The sequence below is a fragment of the Paenibacillus lactis genome, assembly GCF_017873605.1.
Taxonomy (GTDB): Bacteria; Bacillota; Bacilli; order Paenibacillales; family Paenibacillaceae; genus Paenibacillus_AQ; species Paenibacillus_AQ lactis.
Map to the genome: position 1 here is coordinate 296,289 of NZ_JAGGKI010000005.1, position 19,151 is coordinate 315,439.

Sequence of the window (19,151 nt, forward strand, 5' to 3'; positions counted from 1 at the left end):
GTGTACATGGTCGTTCCTCTCGATCACGATAAAAAAAGGATTGGGTAACGATCGGAGTTCAACCCGATGTCCCAATCCTGTTCTTGTTTACTTCACGATAACCTTGGCAGCAGTACTGCGGTTTCCAGCAGCGTCTGTCGCATAGACGGTTAAACTTTTCCCTGCCTTCTGTGCCTTGATGGACACAGTAAAATTGCCACTCTTATTCGCAGTTCCTTTGCCAATCAGCGTTTTTCCGGAATATACCGTTACAGTAGAAGATGGCTCGGCCTTGCCCGTGACCTTGGTTGACTGGCTTTTCAGTGCATTCACTTTAGGTGCTGCCGGCGGAGTCAATTCCTTCATTCTCAGGCTATAAGCTCCGGTGTTAGCGCCGTATTTTTTCACCTTGACATAATACGTGCCTGGTTTAAGCTGAAGCTTCTGTACGACTTTTTTCGGCTGATCGTCACTAGCGTAGTACACATCATTTTTATACAGTTCTGTCACACCATCGTTTGCAAGGAGATAGACAAGGACTTCGTTAATCTGTGACGTGAAATCCAACTGAACGGGTCCGGTTTTCGGTACCGTAAATTTGTACATATCCACATCATCCGACCAGGAAATCCAGCCTTTCACCAGTTGATTGGTCAATTGGATCGACTGCGCCATTTCCTTCGTATCATTCGGCTCAGCATCATGTCCATTATAGGCTTTATAGTTCGCTTTTAACGTATATTTTCCGGTGTTGCTGCCATATTTCTTGACTTTGATAAAGTACGTACCGGCTTCAAGATCAAGCGACTCGTTCCACTTTTTCGGCTCTTGATCACTACCATAATACAGGTCGGCTTTATCAATTTCGGTCGTACCATCAGCGTCCAGTACATAAATTAACACTTCTCTAATCTGAGAAATGGCCTCCAAATCGATTTGCCCTGCCTTTGGCAGCTGGAATCGGTAAACATCTACGTCGTCGGATTCGGAAATATAGCCAGTCTGCGCTTTGTTGTTGGTCTGGAGCGCCTGCGACTGTTCCGTGTTGTTGTTCGGCTCCGCATCATTTCCTTTCACCGGAGTATGATTCGCTTTAATTGTATATTTTCCGGTGTTGCTGCCATATTTCTTCACTTTAAAATAATAGGTTCCCGCTTCCAAATCGAGGGATTGCGTCCATTTCTGCGGCTCGTCCAGGCTTCCATAATACAGGTCCTGCTTTGTGATTTCCGTCGTCCCGTCGCCATCCAATACATAGAGTAAAACCTCTCTAATATATGAAAATGCCTCCAAATCGACTCGTCCAGCCGACGGCACATCCAATCGATAAACATCAACCGAGTCGGACTCGGAAATAAGGCCCTTTTGAACGGTTCCCTTTAAATTCAGAGGCTGTGCTGCATCAGTGCTATCATTTGGCTCGATATCCTGGCCATTGGCCGGTGTGTGGGTAAGTTTAAGAGAATAGGCCCCCGTGTTCTTGCCATACTGCTTAACCTTGATCAAATATGTACCTGCCTCAAGATCTAACCATGTGTCCCATTTCTTCGGCTCGGATTCACTGCCGTAATAGAGATCTTCCTTAGCAAGCTCCGTTGTACCGTCGGGTGCCATCACATAGAACAGCGCTTCTCTGATTTCAGAGAATACTTCTACATTTACTCTTCCTGCTGAAGGAACGACAAATGAATACTGGTGCAACTCATCACCTGCATTCGTGATCGCCCCCGTAATCTTGTTGTTGAATGTCAGCACTTGGGAACTGTCTGCCGCAACGAGCGAGCTTGGGAATAAGCTGAAAACTAATAATAAAGATAAAATTAAACACCATGATGATTTCTTCATCTGACTTCTCTCCCTTGATGTAGGATCTTGCCTTTCGAATTGCAAAAAAAGTGCTGACAGATCCCCCCTTGAGAATTAGATAATTCCTATCCTGGTAATGAAAAATAACAGGCAATTCCAAAATGATGGGTACCTCGCGACCACTCATGTTCCTTAGCAGAATATTAGAACTTTCAGCCCGCTTCTTATGGCACAGTTTTCATTTCACAAATCATCATTTTGATAGTTTTTTCCTAACTTTAGATAGGACAAAAGAAATACATGAAAATTATAGTACGAATTCTAAAAAAGAACAATTAAAATAATTCATCAAGCTTGCCCCGAAAATAATGAGTTCTATTTTTATGGATGGATTCTTGCAATTCTGTAATTGCACGCAACAAAAATGGCCCAGCCTGTGAGCGCAGACTGGGCATTTATGGTTTGTGCTGTTTTCCTTGACTAAGCGAAAGCTATTCATCGTAAATACATTGTTATATGAAATACTACATCTTACTAAACCCACCACTTACTCTGTCTTAACAGTTGAACCTCCACATTCATTTCATGCTCGATCCATTGCAGCATTTGGGTTTTCATCACAAAAAACTCAGAGGCTGCGTGGGATAGACCAATCAATGACATTTGAGTCTCCTCAACATATTCCTTCATCCGGTTATATTTGCTCTTTCCATAATCATTATGAATGTGGCAATGGATTTCTCCTGTCACATATGCTTGTGCCCCTTTGCGCTCAGCCTCTTTCATATCGGAAACAACATCCCCACATCCAGCAATGATGGCAATTCGCTGAATCCGTTTATGGTTTTTCCCTTCAAAATCAACATAGGGTATCTCAAAAAGCGGAAGCAACCTACCAATCAATTCATCCGTGGTTGTTAAAGCAATATCGCAAATCACCCCCGCGTATCCGTTACCGTATGGGCAAAACTCATCTACGATCTCGCCTCCAAGTGCTTCTGAAATCGAAATACTTGTACCAATCTTACGATTATAATCTAATGGCGCATGACAAGTGTAGATCGAGAGATGTCTTCGTGAAATCTCATCTAGAAGAGACGGGGTTACTGGTAAAAAACCTCTCCCCCACTCTCCTTGAGGATCACCGCATTCCATTGGTATGGGATGATGCATTAACAAAAGATCACCTTCATAGGCTTCCTCAATAAACTGTAATAGGATCTCATCCGTCGGAAAAGAAGCTAAAAAAATCCGCTGGAGCTCCGGACTTCCCTTCATCATTAGACCATTAAAGCGCTGCGTAAAATCTTCTTCAAACTTCGCTTTCCAGTCAAAACCAATTGGATCATATACCATGGGGATAAATCTGCTGAAAGCAGGATCTTTATCTAACTGATAAATGTCAAAGAATAAATCAAGTTTCCTTTGTACATCATGTAGTAATTCCACTTTTTACAGCCCCCCCCTTTTTGTTTTGTTCATAACTTAGACCGACCCTTTTACTCACAAAACATGTTTTCCATTGGTTCTTTACAATGCTGGTATCCATGTTTCTTGTAAAAATCAACACCCTCATCACTAGGCCACACAATGATAAATTCATATCGGTTTTCTTTTGCCCATTCATTGATTTTAGATATCAACCGACTACCAATGCCTTTTCCTCGAAAATCTGGCTTTGTATAGACATTCGTCATATAGGCAAATGGATAGGTGATTCGTCCAGGTCTTGGTACCTTGTGAATAAGTTCTATGTACATATTGGAGACTAGCAAGCCGTTTTCTTCAGCAACCCATATATACCAATTCCCGCTTTCAAATGCATCTAATAAAAACTCCATACACTCATCGTAGAAGTCATCATATTTTTCATTTTTCAAGTTGCCATCCACATCGTCTTCAAATGTAAAATCCCATCTCATGCGAATAAGCTGATCCATATCTTCCTTCGTTGCAGTTCGAATTATCATGAAAATCACCCCTGTTTAAAAATTACAGCCAAGCTTAGTCCATCGCTTCTTCTTCGTCCCAAATGGCATACTCGCCATAGCCTAAATACTCGCGCACCTCAAGAACTTTGCTGCCCCGTATAATGATCTCCATGCCATTTTCAGCGTCCCATTCGGTTCCTCCACCCAGAATGGCTCCGAATGTATCATCACTTCGGTCGTAAGGGTTTCGATAAAGCTCAACATCCCCTACGGACATAAAGGCCAATATCTCTCTCCCACTGGCTTCAGCCAAGCCGGTCGGATAATCAGCCGTATCACTGGACATTTTTTCATTTTTCCACTCGCATGCTCGCTCGCATATTTCATCAATCGTTTCAGCCGACAAAGCATTCAACACGGTATCAATATATGCTTCTGCTTCCTTCACACGCATATCTTCCGTATTAAAGTGATATTCGACTTGGCATTGGAATAAAGCAAGCTGCCCAAACCCGGACATTCTGCATTCATCTTCTGGATCTTCTGATCCAACTTGTTCTAAATGAAATCCTTCCGTCATAATACGCCCTCCTCCATAATCTACGCATCCCAGTACACAGTGATAACCGATTCACCACGCCTTCAGGCGTAATATCCTCCATGCGTTAAATATTGGCCTGTTTTCTTGTAGTGTTTAAAAATTTTACTGAACGCCCGATTGGCCATTGCCTGACTTTGCTTATTATTTAATAAGATAACAACCTGTTCCATGGGTGTATCCCATGTAATCTCTCCGCTTACCAGCTTTTCAAGATCGACCTCAAAAAGGCCGGTCAACTCGTTCAAACAGCTTCCAAACCGATATTCGGCAGCTGATCCCTTCAACTCTACTAATTCGAATTCAATACATATCGCCATAGAAAACGTCCTTTGATTGTATTCTCATGTTTTAGATCCTTCTTGTAAAAACAAATTTAGAACCCTTTTTAGTTATGGTTATTCAAGAAACACCCAAGCCTCTAATAGCTCTTGTCTTTGGCTTGGGCGTTTGTAGTCTGAGCATTCTTCTTATGGATTTTCCTCTTTAAGCTTTTTCATCTCGTCTAACGTCATCTCATTACATTGCTTGATGAACTTCAGTATAAATTGCAGCTCTTGATCCGTATATTGACCCATGATCTGAAGAGTCGATTGCATGAGCGATTTAAATACAGGCGCAACCTGCTCGGAACGTTCCGGAACGAGCTTGACGACGACGCGTCTTCGATCATTGGGGTCCTTGTCCCTGATGACATAACCCGCCTGTTCCAGCCGATCAATCACACTGGTAACAGCTCCTGTCGTAAGCCCCGTTAATTGAGCCAGCTGCCCGGCCGTTACAGGCCCAGCCTGATTTATAAAGTCCAGGCATTTATGATCGGTAGCGTTCAGACCCATTTTCTCAGAGATTAAATCATGCAACATGACCGCACGTGCGCTGTTCTGGCGCAACTCAAGCAGCAATTCCTGCTGCAAGGACGAAACATCCGGTAAAACATTGTCTCTTGACATCGTGAAACCTCCGCGGTAAGATAAAAACATCTTGATTGATCAAGATATTTAATTCATTAAGATTATTTATCGATCAAGATTTTATTTGTTCACAAGTATAGCACAAGGGTTCTGTACCCGCCAAACCAAATTAACTATGGAGAGGACTGGTTCAAATGGCTAAACAAGAAGAACTGAAAGCGATCAGTGATTTATTCGCAAGCTTAAGCGAGGCTTGGAACAAGGGCGATGGAGCAGCTTACGGGAATTGTTTTACCGAAGACGCCGATTATGTAACATTCGCCGGCCAGCACCTGAAAGGAAGACAACAAATCGCCGACGTCCACCAAATGCTGTTTAACGGACCACTGAAAGGCTCTGTCCTCGTGTCCCGTTCGTACACGGATCTGCAGCCGCGTTTTATTACACCGGATGTAGCGATCGTTCATGCGATCGGGGAGGTTCAACTTGCCGAGCCTGATCAAGATCCGAATGACCGTGGGTCACTCAATTCCAATGTGATCATCAAACAAAATGGGGAATGGAAAATAACCGCCTTCCACAATTGCCGCATTCAAGAGATGCAGCAGGGCAAACCGGCGTTCATGCAAGGCTAGTGCTTGCTTGCTCAAACCTCCATCATCAAGAAGTCTCATAGATGAGCTGGCTGCTCGCTTCAATTCGATTAAATAACATGTAGTTATACAGCCACCCGGCCGGGGTATCGCCTGTGTATATACCCGATGCGCACGCAGGCGTCCTCGTCGACGGCAAACTTAGACAGAACCAGCTCGTTTACATCCTCGCCCGGATGCGCCTTAGCAACGAGCTCCAGCGCAAGGTCATTCAGTTCGTTCATACGCTCCCACGCCTTCTTGATAGCGGCGACAGCCGCTTCATATCCGATTCGACCGACACATCCGCTCTCGCCGGAATCTCTATCTTTTGTAGACGCACATCCCCCTCCTTTTTCCCACATGATCCCTATCATTTAACTTAGCCTTGGTCTCTCATTTTAAAGTCAATTACGCAATGGCTGACGGGAGGTTTCCCGGTTTTTCTACGGTTTGCTGCGCTGATATCAATATTGCCCCCCGTACCGGATGCGGCAATTGAAGCATATGAATTCGTCCTTCATTACCTTATATTACGATTTTGTAAGGAAAGTGTAAGGTAATTCAATTCCGATATCATCCAGCGAAATGTATAATGTTCATTCGTACCGAATGTTACAGTGACGGACTCGTCCCGATGGAGATCATCTGTTAAAGTGCTGTGGCACTGATTTTATGAGGTTAGGATGGTTCTAGAACGATGAAAAAGAAATGGTTAAAGATATTTTCGAGCGTATTGTTACTTAGTGTGGTAGCCGTCATATCGTATTATCTCTATTCGATTGTCCACTTCACGAACAGCATCTCCATTGCATCGAACCGGCCGCCAATAGCAACGTCGTCGAATTCCTCCACGGATGGTGATCAGACCATTGAGATCCCGAAATGGGAAGGAAAAGAGCGTATCAATATTCTTCTGCTCGGAGGAGATTCCCGCGGGGAGGATTCCGGGAGATCGGATTCGATTTTGGTGGCATCCATCGATCCCGTTTCGAAAAAAGTCCATCTATTTTCAATTCTCAGGGATACTTACGTAGACATACCGGGACATGGAAAAGGAAGATTAAACTCGGCGTTTGCCTACGGCGGTACGAATCTAACGAGACAAACCGTCAGCGAGCTGCTGGATATCCCGATACATAAATACGTCTATACCGACTTTGTCGGCTTTATTGCTCTTGTGGATGCACTTGGCGGGGTTGACATCGAAGTAGAGCGAGATATGCATTACACAAGCAAAGCCGATCAGCACCTATACGACATCGATTTGAAAAAAGGGTACCAGCATCTTGACGGTAACATGGCCCTGCAATACGTGCGTTTCCGGAAAGAGGCAAGGTCGGATTTTGCGCGTACGGAGCGTCAGCGCAAGCTGATCTCTGAAATCGCTAAGAAAATGCAGTCAACCACGGGTCTGATCAAGCTTCCCGGTATTCTGGAATCCATCAGCCCCTACATCGAAACCGATTTATCACCAAAAGAAATGCTGAAGCTGGCCGCTTTAGGTTTCGATCTCGATCTGGACCATATTGATGAGCAGCAGATTCCCCCTTTCTCGTTGTTAACGAATGAAAAGGTAGGACATGCCCAGGTGCTCGGCGTGAATAAGAGCAAGCTCCAAGCCTATGTTAAGGAATTATTTAATGCGGATACGAGCGCGAACGAATAATGGGATAAGGACCTTACATTATAAAAGGTTCTGTTCAATCACTGCAGCAGTGTTGTTGGGGATTGACAGGGTATTCCTTTGGGTGATGTGACGTATGATTCCTGTAATGGACAAAGAAGCTTAGGGATTCCCTAAGCTTCTTACAGTTTTCCGCGATGTTCTGACCCTTGTGATCAGCAAAGTAATCCCTCGCGAGCTCAATCGCTTGAGTATTCTTCTAGTAACTTATTAATGAAGGATATCGATCAATTTATTTCGTTCATCCTCATCTAATAACAGCTTGTAATGCCCATTATCATCATGATCCACAAATAAATCTTCACCCTGATCCAGCCATAACGATAGCTTCTTCGTTTCTCCATTCTTCATTGCCATTTCAACCACATTATCCGCTGGACCAATATCAAGCTGTCCGATCTCGTATACGCCACCATGAATTATATTCATAAAATCCTGCAACTCTGTTGGGGACAATGTTCTATTTGCTTCATCCTTATCCTTTATGATGATATCAATTATATCTCCACTTCTAATAAGATGATTACTTCCCCAGTTATCATCTTTAGTGTCATTGTTCTGACAACCCAAAAATAAGAAGGCCATAAGTAGAAACATCACGGAGATCTTCTTCATGATTCACCTCGATCCGCAGCGTTTTGAAAATCTTTTTTTTAACGGCTACAAATATTTTATCTGGAGGCCTATTCTCTACTTATACATGCAGCTGAACCCAGCGGGCATTAACTGGCCTTGCAGCACGAACATCACTAGATGGCGTTATAATGAATGTTTTTAATGTAAGTATAATCTCCATACCGAATCTCTTTGGGATAATCCCCGCTGCAGGTCTCAAGCTTGAGCAAATCATCATAACTTTCAATGAATTTACTCGTGAGCTCTGCCTGGGAGTATATCTGGTATAGCAGGTTCCTGATCTTCTCATCCAGCTTACTGTCGCAACGAACCCCTAATTTCACCATGTTATGCTGATCGGTAAAGCCGTTAAATAAATCAATGAATATAAAGCTGTCCCTATCGTCTTCCTTGATAAATACAAAAATATCTCCTTTTCCTGCCCCATAAGAAAGATATCGCTGATATAACGCGGTTATATCGAAACTTATATGCAGCTGCCCCATTAACTGTTCGAATTGGGATCCCTCATCGGGATCATCGATCAAATCAAAAAACGGCAGGTAAAAAGAAAATTCAGTATATTTCTTCATTCGTAATTCCTTTCATGCGTTCGTTTTACATGACTAAGCGGCTCTTCAATCGCAAGATTATGACCAGTACCTTTTATAAAGTACCTCTTATAGCCTATCTAAGTGCGTATCTTTAAAATCCGTTGTATATTTCAATCCATACCCCATTAGTCTATCAATTCCAATATGTGCGGTCCAAATGATTCCTAGCTGAATCAAAATATCGCTTTTCATTATGATCCCTATTACTAAAACAGATCCGCTTAATAAATATGTATGAAAAAGATTGTAGGTTACAGCACCTGCTTTGTTTCCTTTTATATATCCGATCATGGATAAATCCGGAAATAGCAGAAGTACAAAAAACCAAATTAACTTATAATCATTAAGAACAAAAGCATAAATACAAGCTAGAAAAACCAATAATCCTTCAAGTCTTATGATCTTCTTATTCATATTGTCCCCCCGCAAATAGTTTCACTTGCTTCGTTCTGTCTTAAAACGTTTAATGGCATCCACGACGAGACCCGACCATAGATAGCTCTTATCTTAGGCCGGGTCGTGTGTTGTTTCAATATTCATCTGTCTCTGAGAATTTTTCGAGTACAATGTACGGCTAAAAGGGCGGTTGGCTAGTCTCCATGAAGGGAGGTGATGCCCATGGAGGTCTATGACACACTTTCCTTAATGTTCATGTTCGGCATGTTCATTCTGGCGCTCCTAACCTACATGAAAAAGAAATAGACCGCCCTCCCTAAGGTAACGGTCTATTTCGACCACCACTTAGCGGCCGACTGCTCTTTATGCAGTTATTGTACACTGGAGTCGTGTTCCCGCACGACTCCTTACTTTTTCTTACCTCAGTATACTTCATTTTATAACATATTTATAGGGGTTATTTCTTGAGTTAATTGTCCATTTTATTATCACAATCCGCCTTAATTCCCTTATTCCCCTTCAACCGATGACAATGAATGCGCCGTGAAATGGTAAAACGCCATCGCATCCTCTTCAGTGGCAAAACCGGCCTGCGCCATGTTGTCGCTTCCTCCGCCTTTACCATTATAATTAGCTAGATGCTGCTTGAAGAACGCACCGCAGGCGAGCTCGCGCTTTCCCCCTTTAGCAAGAAGCACCTTGTTGTCTGCATTGGACACAAAAAGCACGATAACGTCAGTTTGGTCGGTGAGCTTGGCCGCCAGGTTCTGCATATCCTTCAGAGGCTTGTCCGCAAACACATGCTTGATCAGGCCGCTTTGACGTCCAGCCAATAGCTTCTCGGCCAGGTAGGCATCATTCTCGGCTTTCACGGCGTTTAATTCCGTCTGGAGCTGCTTTTGCTCTTGATCCCATTTTGCAATCCGGTCCAGAATCTCTTCCTTCGAGGTATTGAACCTAGCGGATAGGCTGCTTAGAATGTCCATTCCGGCATTGAATTCCTTCAACGCACGATAACCGCATTTAAAATAAATGCGCAAATGTCCCTTCTGCTTCTCTGCTCTCAGCAGCTTGATCATGCCGATCTCACCTGTGGCTGAGACATGGGTGCCTCCGCATGGGTTATATTCGATCCCTTCAATTTCAACGATCCGGATATCCTCAGATACCTTTGGCTGTTTCACCAGCGGGAGGACGGCTGCCTGCTCACGGGTCACAAAATAACTCGTCACCTTGCGGTTCAGGTATATCTGATCATTGACTTCGAGCTCGAGCATCATCAACTGGTCCGGAGACAGATCCGCTCGTGCGATATCAACGGTGGCGTAATCCTGGCCCAGGTGGAAGCTGAGCGTCTCCGCCTCGCAAACCTCCAAACACATGGCGGACAGCAGATGCTGACCGCTATGATGCTGCATGTGGTCAAACCTCCGGTCCCAATTTAAACGACATTGAACCTCTTCCTTCTCAGGGAAACGCTCCACTTTATGCAGAATCTCTCCTTCTTCAAGAACGACATCCAGCACCGGGATGGCATCGATCCATCCCAGGTCACACGGCTGCCCTCCGCCGTGCGGATAAAATGCCGTCGCCTCCAAGACCAGATAAGCTCCATCTTCCCGCTCCCATTTGCGCGTGATTCGCGTCCCCCACTCCCGAATATAGGCTGATTCGTAATATAGCTTCTTTGTCATCTTCTATGTCCTCACTATTCTGGATGATTTATTTTAGTATGATTTTCTTATTTAAAAGTACAGCGCTTCAGTATGTACGGACCCAATATCTATACCCATCTAAATATTTTCCCGCGAATTACAGCAATTCCATTTTCACGTGCCCACACTGTTAATTCCTCTAGATTAGTCTCTTCCTTATTTTTGAACCTGAAATGTAAATCCATTAGAATTAACCTTTTGCCGTATCGCTTGATACCAATGCTCTGTGTAAAAGAATCGTCGATGATGACCTTTTCAATGTCTTCCTTAGAGACTTCCTTCCGATTGATCCGAATTTTATTAGGGGTAATTTCCAGCTCACTGTTTCTTCTAAGCATTCTTGGGATTAAGACGGCTATTCCTCCTACTTGAACCGAGATCAGGAAAGATAGAAATACCGCAAGGAAAAATGAATCAACGACGAATACCAGCTTAAACATCAACAATGAAACTATACTATAACAAATGACTTGAAGATACATCGATAAGGGAAATTTGATTTCATACTTCTGGTTCATATCCGCTTCCAAAACACCCTCCCCCTCTTCCTGTTATAGACAAACATTTGGGATTCACAAAACGGCGACTCTTATCATTGCTTTGGTCAATTTGATAACATCGATTTTGCATGAAGAATATTGCCGATAAGATACGAACACTCATGAATAGGTACGCCCTGTTGCAACTCATCACACAACCATACTGTCGTTTCGATATATAGACAGATCTTAAGGATGCTACAAGGAATATGTAGTGATTTTGCTAATGCGGATATAAAAGCTTCAATTTCCAGGTATAGATCTATAGAGAAGGTATCATTAAACTCATTAAGGATGAAACGTGAAATATCAAAGACAGGATCACCGGTTACTCCTTTCGGGTCGATGATGATGTATTCGCCGGCATGGTTGGAAAGGATATTTTCATGATGAAGATCACCGTGTAGCAGCATGTTTCGTGCATACTTCTCAGTGATTGACGAAAATAGTTCCTGCGCTTTTTCTATATGGGGAAATAGATCCGTACAGTCTTCTCTTCTGCTAATGTAGTTAATACTCCTGATTACCCAGTCTTTATAGGTTGGATAATGGCCGGGATTTTGTGGAGGAATGTGCATATCCTTAAATAAAGAGCTAAAAATGGAAATTCTTTGATCACGCGAAGTTCCATGGAATAAGGATCGTCCCGGTTGTATTTCCTCTTCAAGGATCACGCCGTTTGAGATGTCTGCATCGTACACTTTACATAGACGCCAGCCATCGTATTCACGCAAAGTATGGTATTCGGCGGTTACCGCTCTCTTCGATCCCCCAATTTTTAAAACCGCATTACCATAATATTCTGAGTAGCATTTGAATACGCAATTCATCGAGTACGAAGGTATAAAATCAACATCTTGTAATTTCCATCGACTAGAGTAGATATTGAGATGCTCCACCAATTTCTCATAATAACTCTTGCCGAAACAATCGATAATTTTCTGGCGATCTTCTTTTCTTAAATAATCATTCATGACTGTCGGGCTGCCGACGAGAATGTTTGTATAGGACCTTCCCAACCCTCTTCTCGTATTTCCTGATAGTTTCCGTCTGTATAACGGTCAATTGTTTTTCTCCAGAAGTCTTGAGCTGGTTGATTCGCCTCAATTTGAGCAACTTTCCAAATGCCGCTAAAGCGATTAAACAACTCATGTGCAACGGTTTGTCCGACTTTTTGTTTTCGATATTTCTTCATGACAAAAAACTCGGCCATACTATAAATGTTTTCATTTAATTCAGTACCATGCATCCGTACTAAAGCAAACCCCGCCAGTTTATCATCGACCTTGATGAAAAATGGGTATCTTCCGTCTTCCGTCCAATAATGGTCCAAGTATTTATATTCATATAATCCATTGGCATTCAAGTCATCTTCTGGATCAAATTCACTAAAGTCGTATTTATATAATTCGAGGAGATTGCGTAAGATGGACTTTTGTTCGTATTCAATTTCTTGGATTGAGATCATAGAAATTCTCCTTTATACGCACACAATTTTCTTCCATTTTCTGATTTTGGTTCGAAAGCTTTTAAACGGAGCAACAGAATTAATATGAATCCATTTGCATATTGGCCAGTTTGCGCTGGTGGCAGCCCACTTTCGTTTGCCTGGGGAGAAAAGTTCTTCATCTTCAAGCTGCTCAATCCATTGACATACCTCTTCTACGCGTTGTTGGAGTAGAGCGCGCAGTTCATGCAATGAACTACCGGCATAGGTATCGTAAAAGTGCGCATACAACAGCCCTAACTGGTTCCACTTATATAGTGGGGACGGGGTGATCACTTCCAGGCCAGCGAATTCATCCCTTTCCCAGCTTAATAATAAGGTCAGCCAGCCTACCTGATAGGCAAGCATTTCATGAGGAGTCCGGTCTACCTCTTCGACTCGATAACATTCACGATCTTTAGGCACGGCGTCGAACTCTTGATCAAGTAAATGATAGGTTCTCACAATTTCATCAATAAGCGCTTGTTTATTTTCATATGTCGGCATCCTAAAACTCCTTACACCTATCTTTGGTTCTATATCCCTTCTACTCTCCAAATCAACTTCCATTATTACAAAGTATACATCCATGGCAACTTAAATAGATATTATGTTGTTCACATTTAGGGTATCCTCTTGGGATCGTGGGGTTATCGTCACCCTCTTCAATTTCTGCCCACTCTATATAATTGTTCATGCTCACATCTTCTTGATTAAACGCCTGAATCATGAAGTCAAACTGCTTCAAACAATGAACAACCTGGTCTTGACGTGGTTCATAGCTTAATTTCTCCCACCCTAAGCCTTTTGCCGCATGCGAAATCGTTCGCATCATAAAATCCTTCTCACTTGCAAAGGAATTGACCGTCCAAGGCATTTCATCGATATCAAAACCAACGGTCCCTATTCCAACGACGGACTGATCCCTTTGTGCTAGCCAGATAATCAGTTCTTTTTCTCGATTTGTTCCAGCCAGCATGGAACCGCTAATAACTAAAACCTCAATAAACACGGAGGTTAATCCATTTGACATACTTATTGGTTCAACTACATCCTTGAATCTTGGGGGTAGTGAAATCGTGTTTCCCATACCGTCCTCCAGTACTTGTTGCTTCGTTCAATTTATCAAGCAGCTTGCCTTTTTTCCGTGGGGGAAATAAAATCCTACCTTTCTTCAAACCACGCTTTATCTATTAATTCGTCCCATTCCATAATCAGTTTCTTGTATTTGATAACCCAATATCCAAAATCAGAATTGTACTTTTTTGAAGTTGTTCCATCAAATCTATGAAATAGATAATTCCCCTCCTTATTGAGTACCTCATCCTTAAGCACTTCAAAATCAACTAACAAATCAGAATAATGAAGTTCCCTCTTTTGAGCATTTATTTCTACAACAATTCTTCTCTTATTCTTCACTTCTGAAGTATCAAATAAAATGGACTCCACAATTTCAAAATCCACAAAAGTTAACGTTGCTTCTCCAGAATACATAGCCATCCCCGTGTAGTTAAGAGGGTGATCCGATAAAACATCTATGTGCTCAAATGTTACCGATAAATTCTGCCCTTCAGTTGAGGTTGATGCAATGATGCAGTCATGCAACGAGATATGGGCAATCGTGTTCTCTGATTTATATTTAATAGGTAGCCCTCCTTCCGTTACAGTATAGTCTCAATGAACACTCTCCCACATTGATGTTTCTTTAAATCGACGCCTTTAAATTTTCCTTGCGACCGAGAGTAGATCGAGGCAGCTCCGAAGCGAGAATACATGTCAATTGCAAGTGAGTCGAGTCCTTTCTCTCTTCTGAATATTCGCCGAAACAAAAAAATCCCAATGAAGAACAACAATGTTAAGAAGTAATCACGGACGAAATCTGGTGCCGTATATGAATACCAATATAAATAAAAGGCATCAGTGATATCTGTATTTATAACGATCTCTTGACCGAATAGATTTGGATCGTGATTTTGTTTTGAATTTTTTATGTTCGTGCTGATTTCTAAAAAACCAAGGTGAATGATTGGAACTAGCAAGGACACACAAGCTGCAATTAGATAGCTCTTACCTTGTTTCATCGTAACCTCCAATCGAAAGCAAAGGATCGACTCTGCCGCCGATCCCTCATTGAATTGCTTTATTCTTTATTCTCGATGGCAAGTCCAAAAACCTTTCTCCGGCAGCGGACAGATCCTTTACGATCCACCTCAATTCCGTCAAATTCATTCTACCCATCACGCATCTTCGTTGGCAGCGAAGGCCCTCATAGATGGATCAGTCATCAGACGCTTTCCACCTCGACGATCAGAAATCAGGGCAAAGGGGATCCCTAGCAACAAAAACCATCCGCCCGCATGGAAAGTCCGACTGAAGGAGGCAACGAACGCATCCTGCAAATCCGTGCTCACCTGGGATAATTGCTGCCCCAGCTCTTGCCGCTGCTGCGTGAAAGCAGCTTGGAGCTCCTGCTTTACCGATTCATCCGCCTCGGACAATAGAGCCTTCTCCATGGTATCCAGTTGAAGGAGGATCGCCCCCTCGGCGTTCTTAGCACCGGCTGAGGACTTCTCTTGTACCATACGCCCCACCTGCTCCAGGATGACCTCCTTGGCCTCCGCCGAGAGGTCGGCGCTGCTCTCGATTTGCAGCTTTATTTTGTTCACAGCCTCCCCACTGTAATGGCTTAACGCCGTATTTAGCACAGAAACCAAAATAGCTACGCCCAGAACTGAGCCGATCGCTCTAGACATATTCATGATACCCGAGGCGATGCCGATCTTCTCTTCCGGCACGTTGCGGATGGAGGCGCCCATAACGGGAGCGACAGAGAGACCTATGCCCACACCTGTCAAGATCAGCCGCCAGACCACGCTCCATTCGGTGGATGCCGCATTCAGCGATCCATACAGATAGAAAGACAGAGCTAATATCCCCATTCCCGCGGTGACAAACCAGCGGCTGCCATACTTGTTGGACATTCCTCCGGCTATTGCGGAAATCACCATTGAAGCAAGTGACATGGCAGAGATGGTGATCCCTGCTTCCAGGATACTATTGCCCAGAATCCCGGTCAGAAAGTACGACATCAGGTAGGTTGAGGCAGTAATGCCCGCACCAATCATCACAAGTGTGAGCACTGCCCCGTTGAAGGGGAGTATGCGCAGCAGCCACAAGGGCAGCATAGGCACAGACGTACGAAGCTCAACGATTAAGAAGAGAACTATAAAAACGAGAAAAGCAGCCATGTACCCGATAAATTTCAACGAATCCCAGCCCCATTCGCTCACGTTAATCAATCCGTAGGTTATGCAGAACATCGCGGCAGAAAGGGTCAACACGCCCAGCCAATCGATCTTCCGTCCCGCGGAAGTGTCGAAGGATTCACGGATCAACGGGATTGCCAGGCAGATTGCAGCTATCCCAATAGGGACATTCACGAAGAAAATAGCTTCCCAACCGATGGAATTGGTTAAAATGCCACCCAAGGTAGGTCCGCTGGCAGCAGCCAGACTGGAGATGGCCCCCCAGATGCCGAGGACCATGCCGTGTTTTTCCTTCGGAAACAAGTCAGCTGCCAAGGGAATCGTAACCGGAACGACAATCGCTGCAGACATGCCCTGCAAGACTCGGTAGAAGACCATCGTTTCGACAGAGGTTGACAGTCCGCACAGAATCGAAGTAACGACAAACAACGCTGTACCGACGAGGAAAAGACGCTTACGACCGAACTGATCAGCGATTCGGGAAGCCGTGATCAAGAAGACGGCAAAGGCCAGGTTATAACCATTGACGATCCAGGACATATCGTCCATGGCGGTGTTGAATTGCCGGGTCATCTCCGGCAAGGTGACGTTAACGATAGTCGTATCCAGGAGTGCCATGAAGTACCCCAAGATAATGGCGGCAAATGCAATCCCGCGGCGGATACCGGTAAGCTTAGACAAAGTAACCCTCTCCTTTTTAACATGAACTTTAGTTCACGTTTTAATCGGATTATATGAACTAAAGTTCATTTTTGTCAATAAAAATGTGAACTATGATTCATAATTTCGTTGACTTTGGATAAGGAGGAGAAATACAATTAGGCGTAGGTGATGAAAATGGCAGAGAAAGATCAGGATAAGACCCGCGTGCCCCAGCAGCAGCGAAGCATGGAAACGAAACAAAAGATCGTTGCGGCGGCCATGAAACTCTTCTCGGAGAAAGGCTTCCACGCCACGAATACAAAGGAAATCGCGAAGGAAGCGAATGTAGCTGTTGGCAGTGTCTATTCCTATTACACTGATAAAATGGAAATTTTCAAAGACGCATTGGCTCTCTTCCATGAACGATTCACAGGGATTCTCCGAGGTCACGGCGCTCTTCAACTGAATAGCAGCCAGAACAAACGGGAACTGATCCGGGACGTGATCGAGATCATGATTAAGGCTCACGAGGTGGACATCGGTTTTCATCGGGAAATGGACATCATGGCGCTGTCATATCCTGAGATTAAGGACATGGCGGACAAGGAGATGCGGTTCTTCTATAAGTTTACGGCCCGACTTCTTCGCTCCTGGCAGAAGGAGACTCGAATCAAGGACCCGGACGCAGCGGCGACGGTCCTTATTCTTGCAGCGCATGGGGTGGTTGAAGCCGTAGCTTTCGGCGGTACGGGCATCAGCCGGGAGCGTTTGATTGAAGAAACGATCGATATGCTGCACTCTTATTTGTGGCCGCAGGAAGCTCTGCAAGAAAGGCAGAACGAAGAGCTCGGACTATCTATGGAGGAGTAGCGAGGAAATTCCTCTGGAAATAGGAAAAGCTGCCCGCATAGCTGGGGGCAGCTTTTATTGGTTCAAAGAATAGACAATGTTCGAAACACATAACTTCATCTTTAGATTCAGTTTAGCTCCTGTTAGATAATACTTTGTTATCTGCTGTTCCTAGCCATTGTTGGCTTTGCCCTCTTCGATCTAACTTTATAAAGCAGCCACGTCTTTAGCAAGGACTCGTTATCCTTATGGGTTGAAACCTTATCCCGAAAATAGAAATCTTCAATTCCAACTTCCAATCGGGCTATCGGCTTAACATGCTCGTGTGAAACCCACTCATTAAAATGAACTATATTGTTATCAGACTTTTTAAATTTGTCTTGTGGTAATATGTATATCGTTCCTTTTGTCCAAGGGTTATTCAGCATTGTCGATGCGTTCAATGAATAAAAGTGATACTTTTTATCTTGAAAATTAAACATCCATTTCTAAACTTCCGTCTTGTTTACTTTTATCAAATACAGCATGAATATAGACCATGTCGGATCGATATCAATTTGTGAGTTATTTGATCCGTGAAACAAAACATGATTCTTTAAAGCTAGATACTTAAGAAAACGATATTTAGGATAAATTGAGTCATAGCCAAATTCACCGTTAAAGAGCCTAGGTATCATTCTTTCGTACTCAATAACCTCTAGTTCAGTAAAATCTGAATTTGGTGAAGGGCTTAATAGAAAATTCAACAGATGTTTTATCATCTTCTATTTTGATATCCCCCTTGTCTTACCTTGTTGTCCTTATTCTTTTTATTGCATCCAGGCTTACTCAACCATTATATAAGTAGCATGAAAATTCCGAGATGCCTCCTTGACGAACGAGTAGCCGTGAGGATTCAATGCGAGAATAGACTGCTAGCAGAGGTTGGTGACTTCCTTATCCAAAACAATCTTTTATATTGTCTCTATCTGCCGTAATCTTACTGCATCGTAATAAATTAATTTATTATTCTCAAGGATACACTTATGTTCAAAACATTCAGCGCTGCTTAAGACCTTCGGTAGGAATTGTGGAATCATCTCCCCGACCCCCAAATTCCCTTCCGACAATATCCACTCAATATCCTTCCAATCTAAAATACCTTCATCTACTTTTTTGGGCGTAATATATTGATAATCATCTGGAATTACTGCTATAAAAACATACATCCCACCTGAATAACTTGCATCTGCAATCCAACTGATAACGCCTTTATACGCTACATTCTCTAAAACAATTCCAGTTTCTTCAAAGGATTCTCGTATTACACATTCAGTTGGTGATTCGTTCCCTTCAATTTTTCCTCCTACTCCATTCCATAATCCTTTTGTCGGAGCTGAATCTCTATTCAACATGAGTAATTTACTTCCTTTTTTTATGAAGCAAAGTGCATACTTGTACATTTAGCCCCCCTATATATATTTATAAAAACAACCTTGAATC

The 19,151-nt window shown here is 43.2% G+C and carries 24 protein-coding genes; 4 read left to right on the plus strand and 20 right to left on the minus strand.

What is annotated here, in order from left to right:
- Positions 1-87: 87 nt before the first annotated feature.
- From J2Z18_RS12365 to J2Z18_RS12390, 6 genes are all read right to left on the minus strand, one after another.
- Positions 88-1,824, minus strand: a complete 1,737-nt coding sequence (locus J2Z18_RS12365) for an Ig-like domain-containing protein (protein WP_007127848.1) — start codon at positions 1,822-1,824, stop codon at positions 88-90.
- Between the two features lie 495 nt (positions 1,825-2,319).
- Complete coding sequence (locus J2Z18_RS12370; RefSeq protein ID WP_007127847.1) at positions 2,320-3,234, minus strand: Nif3-like dinuclear metal center hexameric protein; 915 nt, start codon at positions 3,232-3,234, stop codon at positions 2,320-2,322.
- Positions 3,235-3,284: 50 nt separating this feature from the next.
- Entirely contained in the window at positions 3,285-3,755 is a 471-nt protein-coding gene (locus tag J2Z18_RS12375; protein WP_007127846.1) for a GNAT family N-acetyltransferase, read from the minus strand.
- Between the two features lie 34 nt (positions 3,756-3,789).
- Positions 3,790-4,296, minus strand: coding sequence for a DUF6985 domain-containing protein (locus tag J2Z18_RS12380; RefSeq protein ID WP_007127845.1), 507 nt, complete (start codon positions 4,294-4,296; stop codon positions 3,790-3,792).
- A 62-nt stretch (positions 4,297-4,358) separates the two neighbouring features.
- Positions 4,359-4,634 (minus strand): hypothetical protein, encoded by a 276-nt coding sequence (locus tag J2Z18_RS12385; protein WP_007127844.1) that lies wholly within the window; start codon positions 4,632-4,634, stop codon positions 4,359-4,361.
- Positions 4,635-4,784: 150 nt separating this feature from the next.
- On the minus strand, positions 4,785-5,267 hold the full coding sequence (locus J2Z18_RS12390; protein ID WP_007127843.1) for a MarR family winged helix-turn-helix transcriptional regulator: 483 nt from the start codon (positions 5,265-5,267) through the stop codon (positions 4,785-4,787).
- 155 nt (positions 5,268-5,422) lie between these two features.
- Here J2Z18_RS12390 and J2Z18_RS12395 point away from each other — a divergent pair, with 155 nt between their 5' ends.
- Entirely contained in the window at positions 5,423-5,863 is a 441-nt protein-coding gene (locus J2Z18_RS12395) for an SgcJ/EcaC family oxidoreductase (protein ID WP_007127842.1), read from the plus strand.
- 83 nt (positions 5,864-5,946) lie between these two features.
- Here the strand turns inward: J2Z18_RS12395 and J2Z18_RS12400 are convergent, their stop codons facing one another.
- On the minus strand, positions 5,947-6,105 hold the full coding sequence (locus J2Z18_RS12400; protein WP_167324074.1) for a hypothetical protein: 159 nt from the start codon (positions 6,103-6,105) through the stop codon (positions 5,947-5,949).
- 455 nt (positions 6,106-6,560) lie between these two features.
- Between J2Z18_RS12400 and J2Z18_RS12405 the strand changes: the two genes are divergently transcribed.
- Entirely contained in the window at positions 6,561-7,529 is a 969-nt protein-coding gene (locus tag J2Z18_RS12405; protein WP_007127840.1) for an LCP family protein, read from the plus strand.
- A 228-nt stretch (positions 7,530-7,757) separates the two neighbouring features.
- On the opposite strand, the gene J2Z18_RS12410 is transcribed toward J2Z18_RS12405, so the two are convergent.
- The 3 genes from J2Z18_RS12410 to J2Z18_RS12420 all read right to left on the minus strand — a co-directional run bounded on the left by J2Z18_RS12410 (position 7,758) and on the right by J2Z18_RS12420 (position 9,190).
- Positions 7,758-8,162, minus strand: coding sequence for a YhfM domain-containing protein (locus tag J2Z18_RS12410; RefSeq protein ID WP_007127839.1), 405 nt, complete (start codon positions 8,160-8,162; stop codon positions 7,758-7,760).
- A gap of 134 nt (positions 8,163-8,296) precedes the next feature.
- Entirely contained in the window at positions 8,297-8,755 is a 459-nt protein-coding gene (locus J2Z18_RS12415; protein ID WP_007127838.1) for a hypothetical protein, read from the minus strand.
- 87 nt (positions 8,756-8,842) lie between these two features.
- A complete protein-coding gene (locus tag J2Z18_RS12420; RefSeq protein ID WP_007127837.1) occupies positions 8,843-9,190 on the minus strand; it encodes a DUF4260 domain-containing protein in 348 nt (115 codons plus the stop codon).
- 204 nt (positions 9,191-9,394) lie between these two features.
- Here J2Z18_RS12420 and J2Z18_RS31035 point away from each other — a divergent pair, with 204 nt between their 5' ends.
- Positions 9,395-9,478 (plus strand): putative holin-like toxin, encoded by an 84-nt coding sequence (locus J2Z18_RS31035; RefSeq protein ID WP_138919308.1) that lies wholly within the window; start codon positions 9,395-9,397, stop codon positions 9,476-9,478.
- A 203-nt stretch (positions 9,479-9,681) separates the two neighbouring features.
- On the opposite strand, the gene J2Z18_RS12425 is transcribed toward J2Z18_RS31035, so the two are convergent.
- From J2Z18_RS12425 to J2Z18_RS12465, 9 genes are all read right to left on the minus strand, one after another.
- Positions 9,682-10,866, minus strand: coding sequence for an alanyl-tRNA editing protein (locus J2Z18_RS12425; RefSeq protein ID WP_007127836.1), 1,185 nt, complete (start codon positions 10,864-10,866; stop codon positions 9,682-9,684).
- An 89-nt stretch (positions 10,867-10,955) separates the two neighbouring features.
- Positions 10,956-11,417 carry a hypothetical protein gene (locus tag J2Z18_RS12430; protein WP_007127835.1) on the minus strand — a complete coding sequence of 154 codons (462 nt, stop codon included), beginning with the start codon at positions 11,415-11,417 and terminating at the stop codon, positions 10,956-10,958.
- Between the two features lie 74 nt (positions 11,418-11,491).
- A complete protein-coding gene (locus J2Z18_RS12435; protein WP_007127834.1) occupies positions 11,492-12,400 on the minus strand; it encodes an aminoglycoside phosphotransferase family protein in 909 nt (302 codons plus the stop codon).
- On the minus strand, positions 12,397-12,894 hold the full coding sequence (locus J2Z18_RS12440) for a GNAT family N-acetyltransferase (RefSeq protein ID WP_007127833.1): 498 nt from the start codon (positions 12,892-12,894) through the stop codon (positions 12,397-12,399). Before J2Z18_RS12440 ends, J2Z18_RS12435 begins: the two co-directional genes overlap by 4 nt.
- Before the next feature lie 12 nt (positions 12,895-12,906).
- Complete coding sequence (locus J2Z18_RS12445) at positions 12,907-13,419, minus strand: ClbS/DfsB family four-helix bundle protein (RefSeq protein WP_007127832.1); 513 nt, start codon at positions 13,417-13,419, stop codon at positions 12,907-12,909.
- A 52-nt stretch (positions 13,420-13,471) separates the two neighbouring features.
- Positions 13,472-14,002: a hypothetical protein gene (locus tag J2Z18_RS12450; RefSeq protein ID WP_007127831.1), complete on the minus strand. Its 531-nt coding sequence runs from the start codon at positions 14,000-14,002 to the stop codon at positions 13,472-13,474.
- 74 nt (positions 14,003-14,076) lie between these two features.
- Positions 14,077-14,406, minus strand: coding sequence for a hypothetical protein (locus tag J2Z18_RS12455; protein WP_007127830.1), 330 nt, complete (start codon positions 14,404-14,406; stop codon positions 14,077-14,079).
- A gap of 167 nt (positions 14,407-14,573) precedes the next feature.
- Positions 14,574-14,993 (minus strand): hypothetical protein, encoded by a 420-nt coding sequence (locus J2Z18_RS12460; protein WP_040737880.1) that lies wholly within the window; start codon positions 14,991-14,993, stop codon positions 14,574-14,576.
- Positions 14,994-15,149: 156 nt separating this feature from the next.
- Positions 15,150-16,859: a DHA2 family efflux MFS transporter permease subunit gene (locus J2Z18_RS12465; RefSeq protein ID WP_007127829.1), complete on the minus strand. Its 1,710-nt coding sequence runs from the start codon at positions 16,857-16,859 to the stop codon at positions 15,150-15,152.
- A gap of 156 nt (positions 16,860-17,015) precedes the next feature.
- Between J2Z18_RS12465 and J2Z18_RS12470 the strand changes: the two genes are divergently transcribed.
- A complete protein-coding gene (locus J2Z18_RS12470; RefSeq protein WP_007127828.1) occupies positions 17,016-17,690 on the plus strand; it encodes a TetR/AcrR family transcriptional regulator in 675 nt (224 codons plus the stop codon).
- 932 nt (positions 17,691-18,622) lie between these two features.
- On the opposite strand, the gene J2Z18_RS12475 is transcribed toward J2Z18_RS12470, so the two are convergent.
- Complete coding sequence (locus J2Z18_RS12475; protein ID WP_007127826.1) at positions 18,623-19,111, minus strand: NUDIX hydrolase; 489 nt, start codon at positions 19,109-19,111, stop codon at positions 18,623-18,625.
- Between the last annotated feature and the right edge of the window lie 40 nt (positions 19,112-19,151).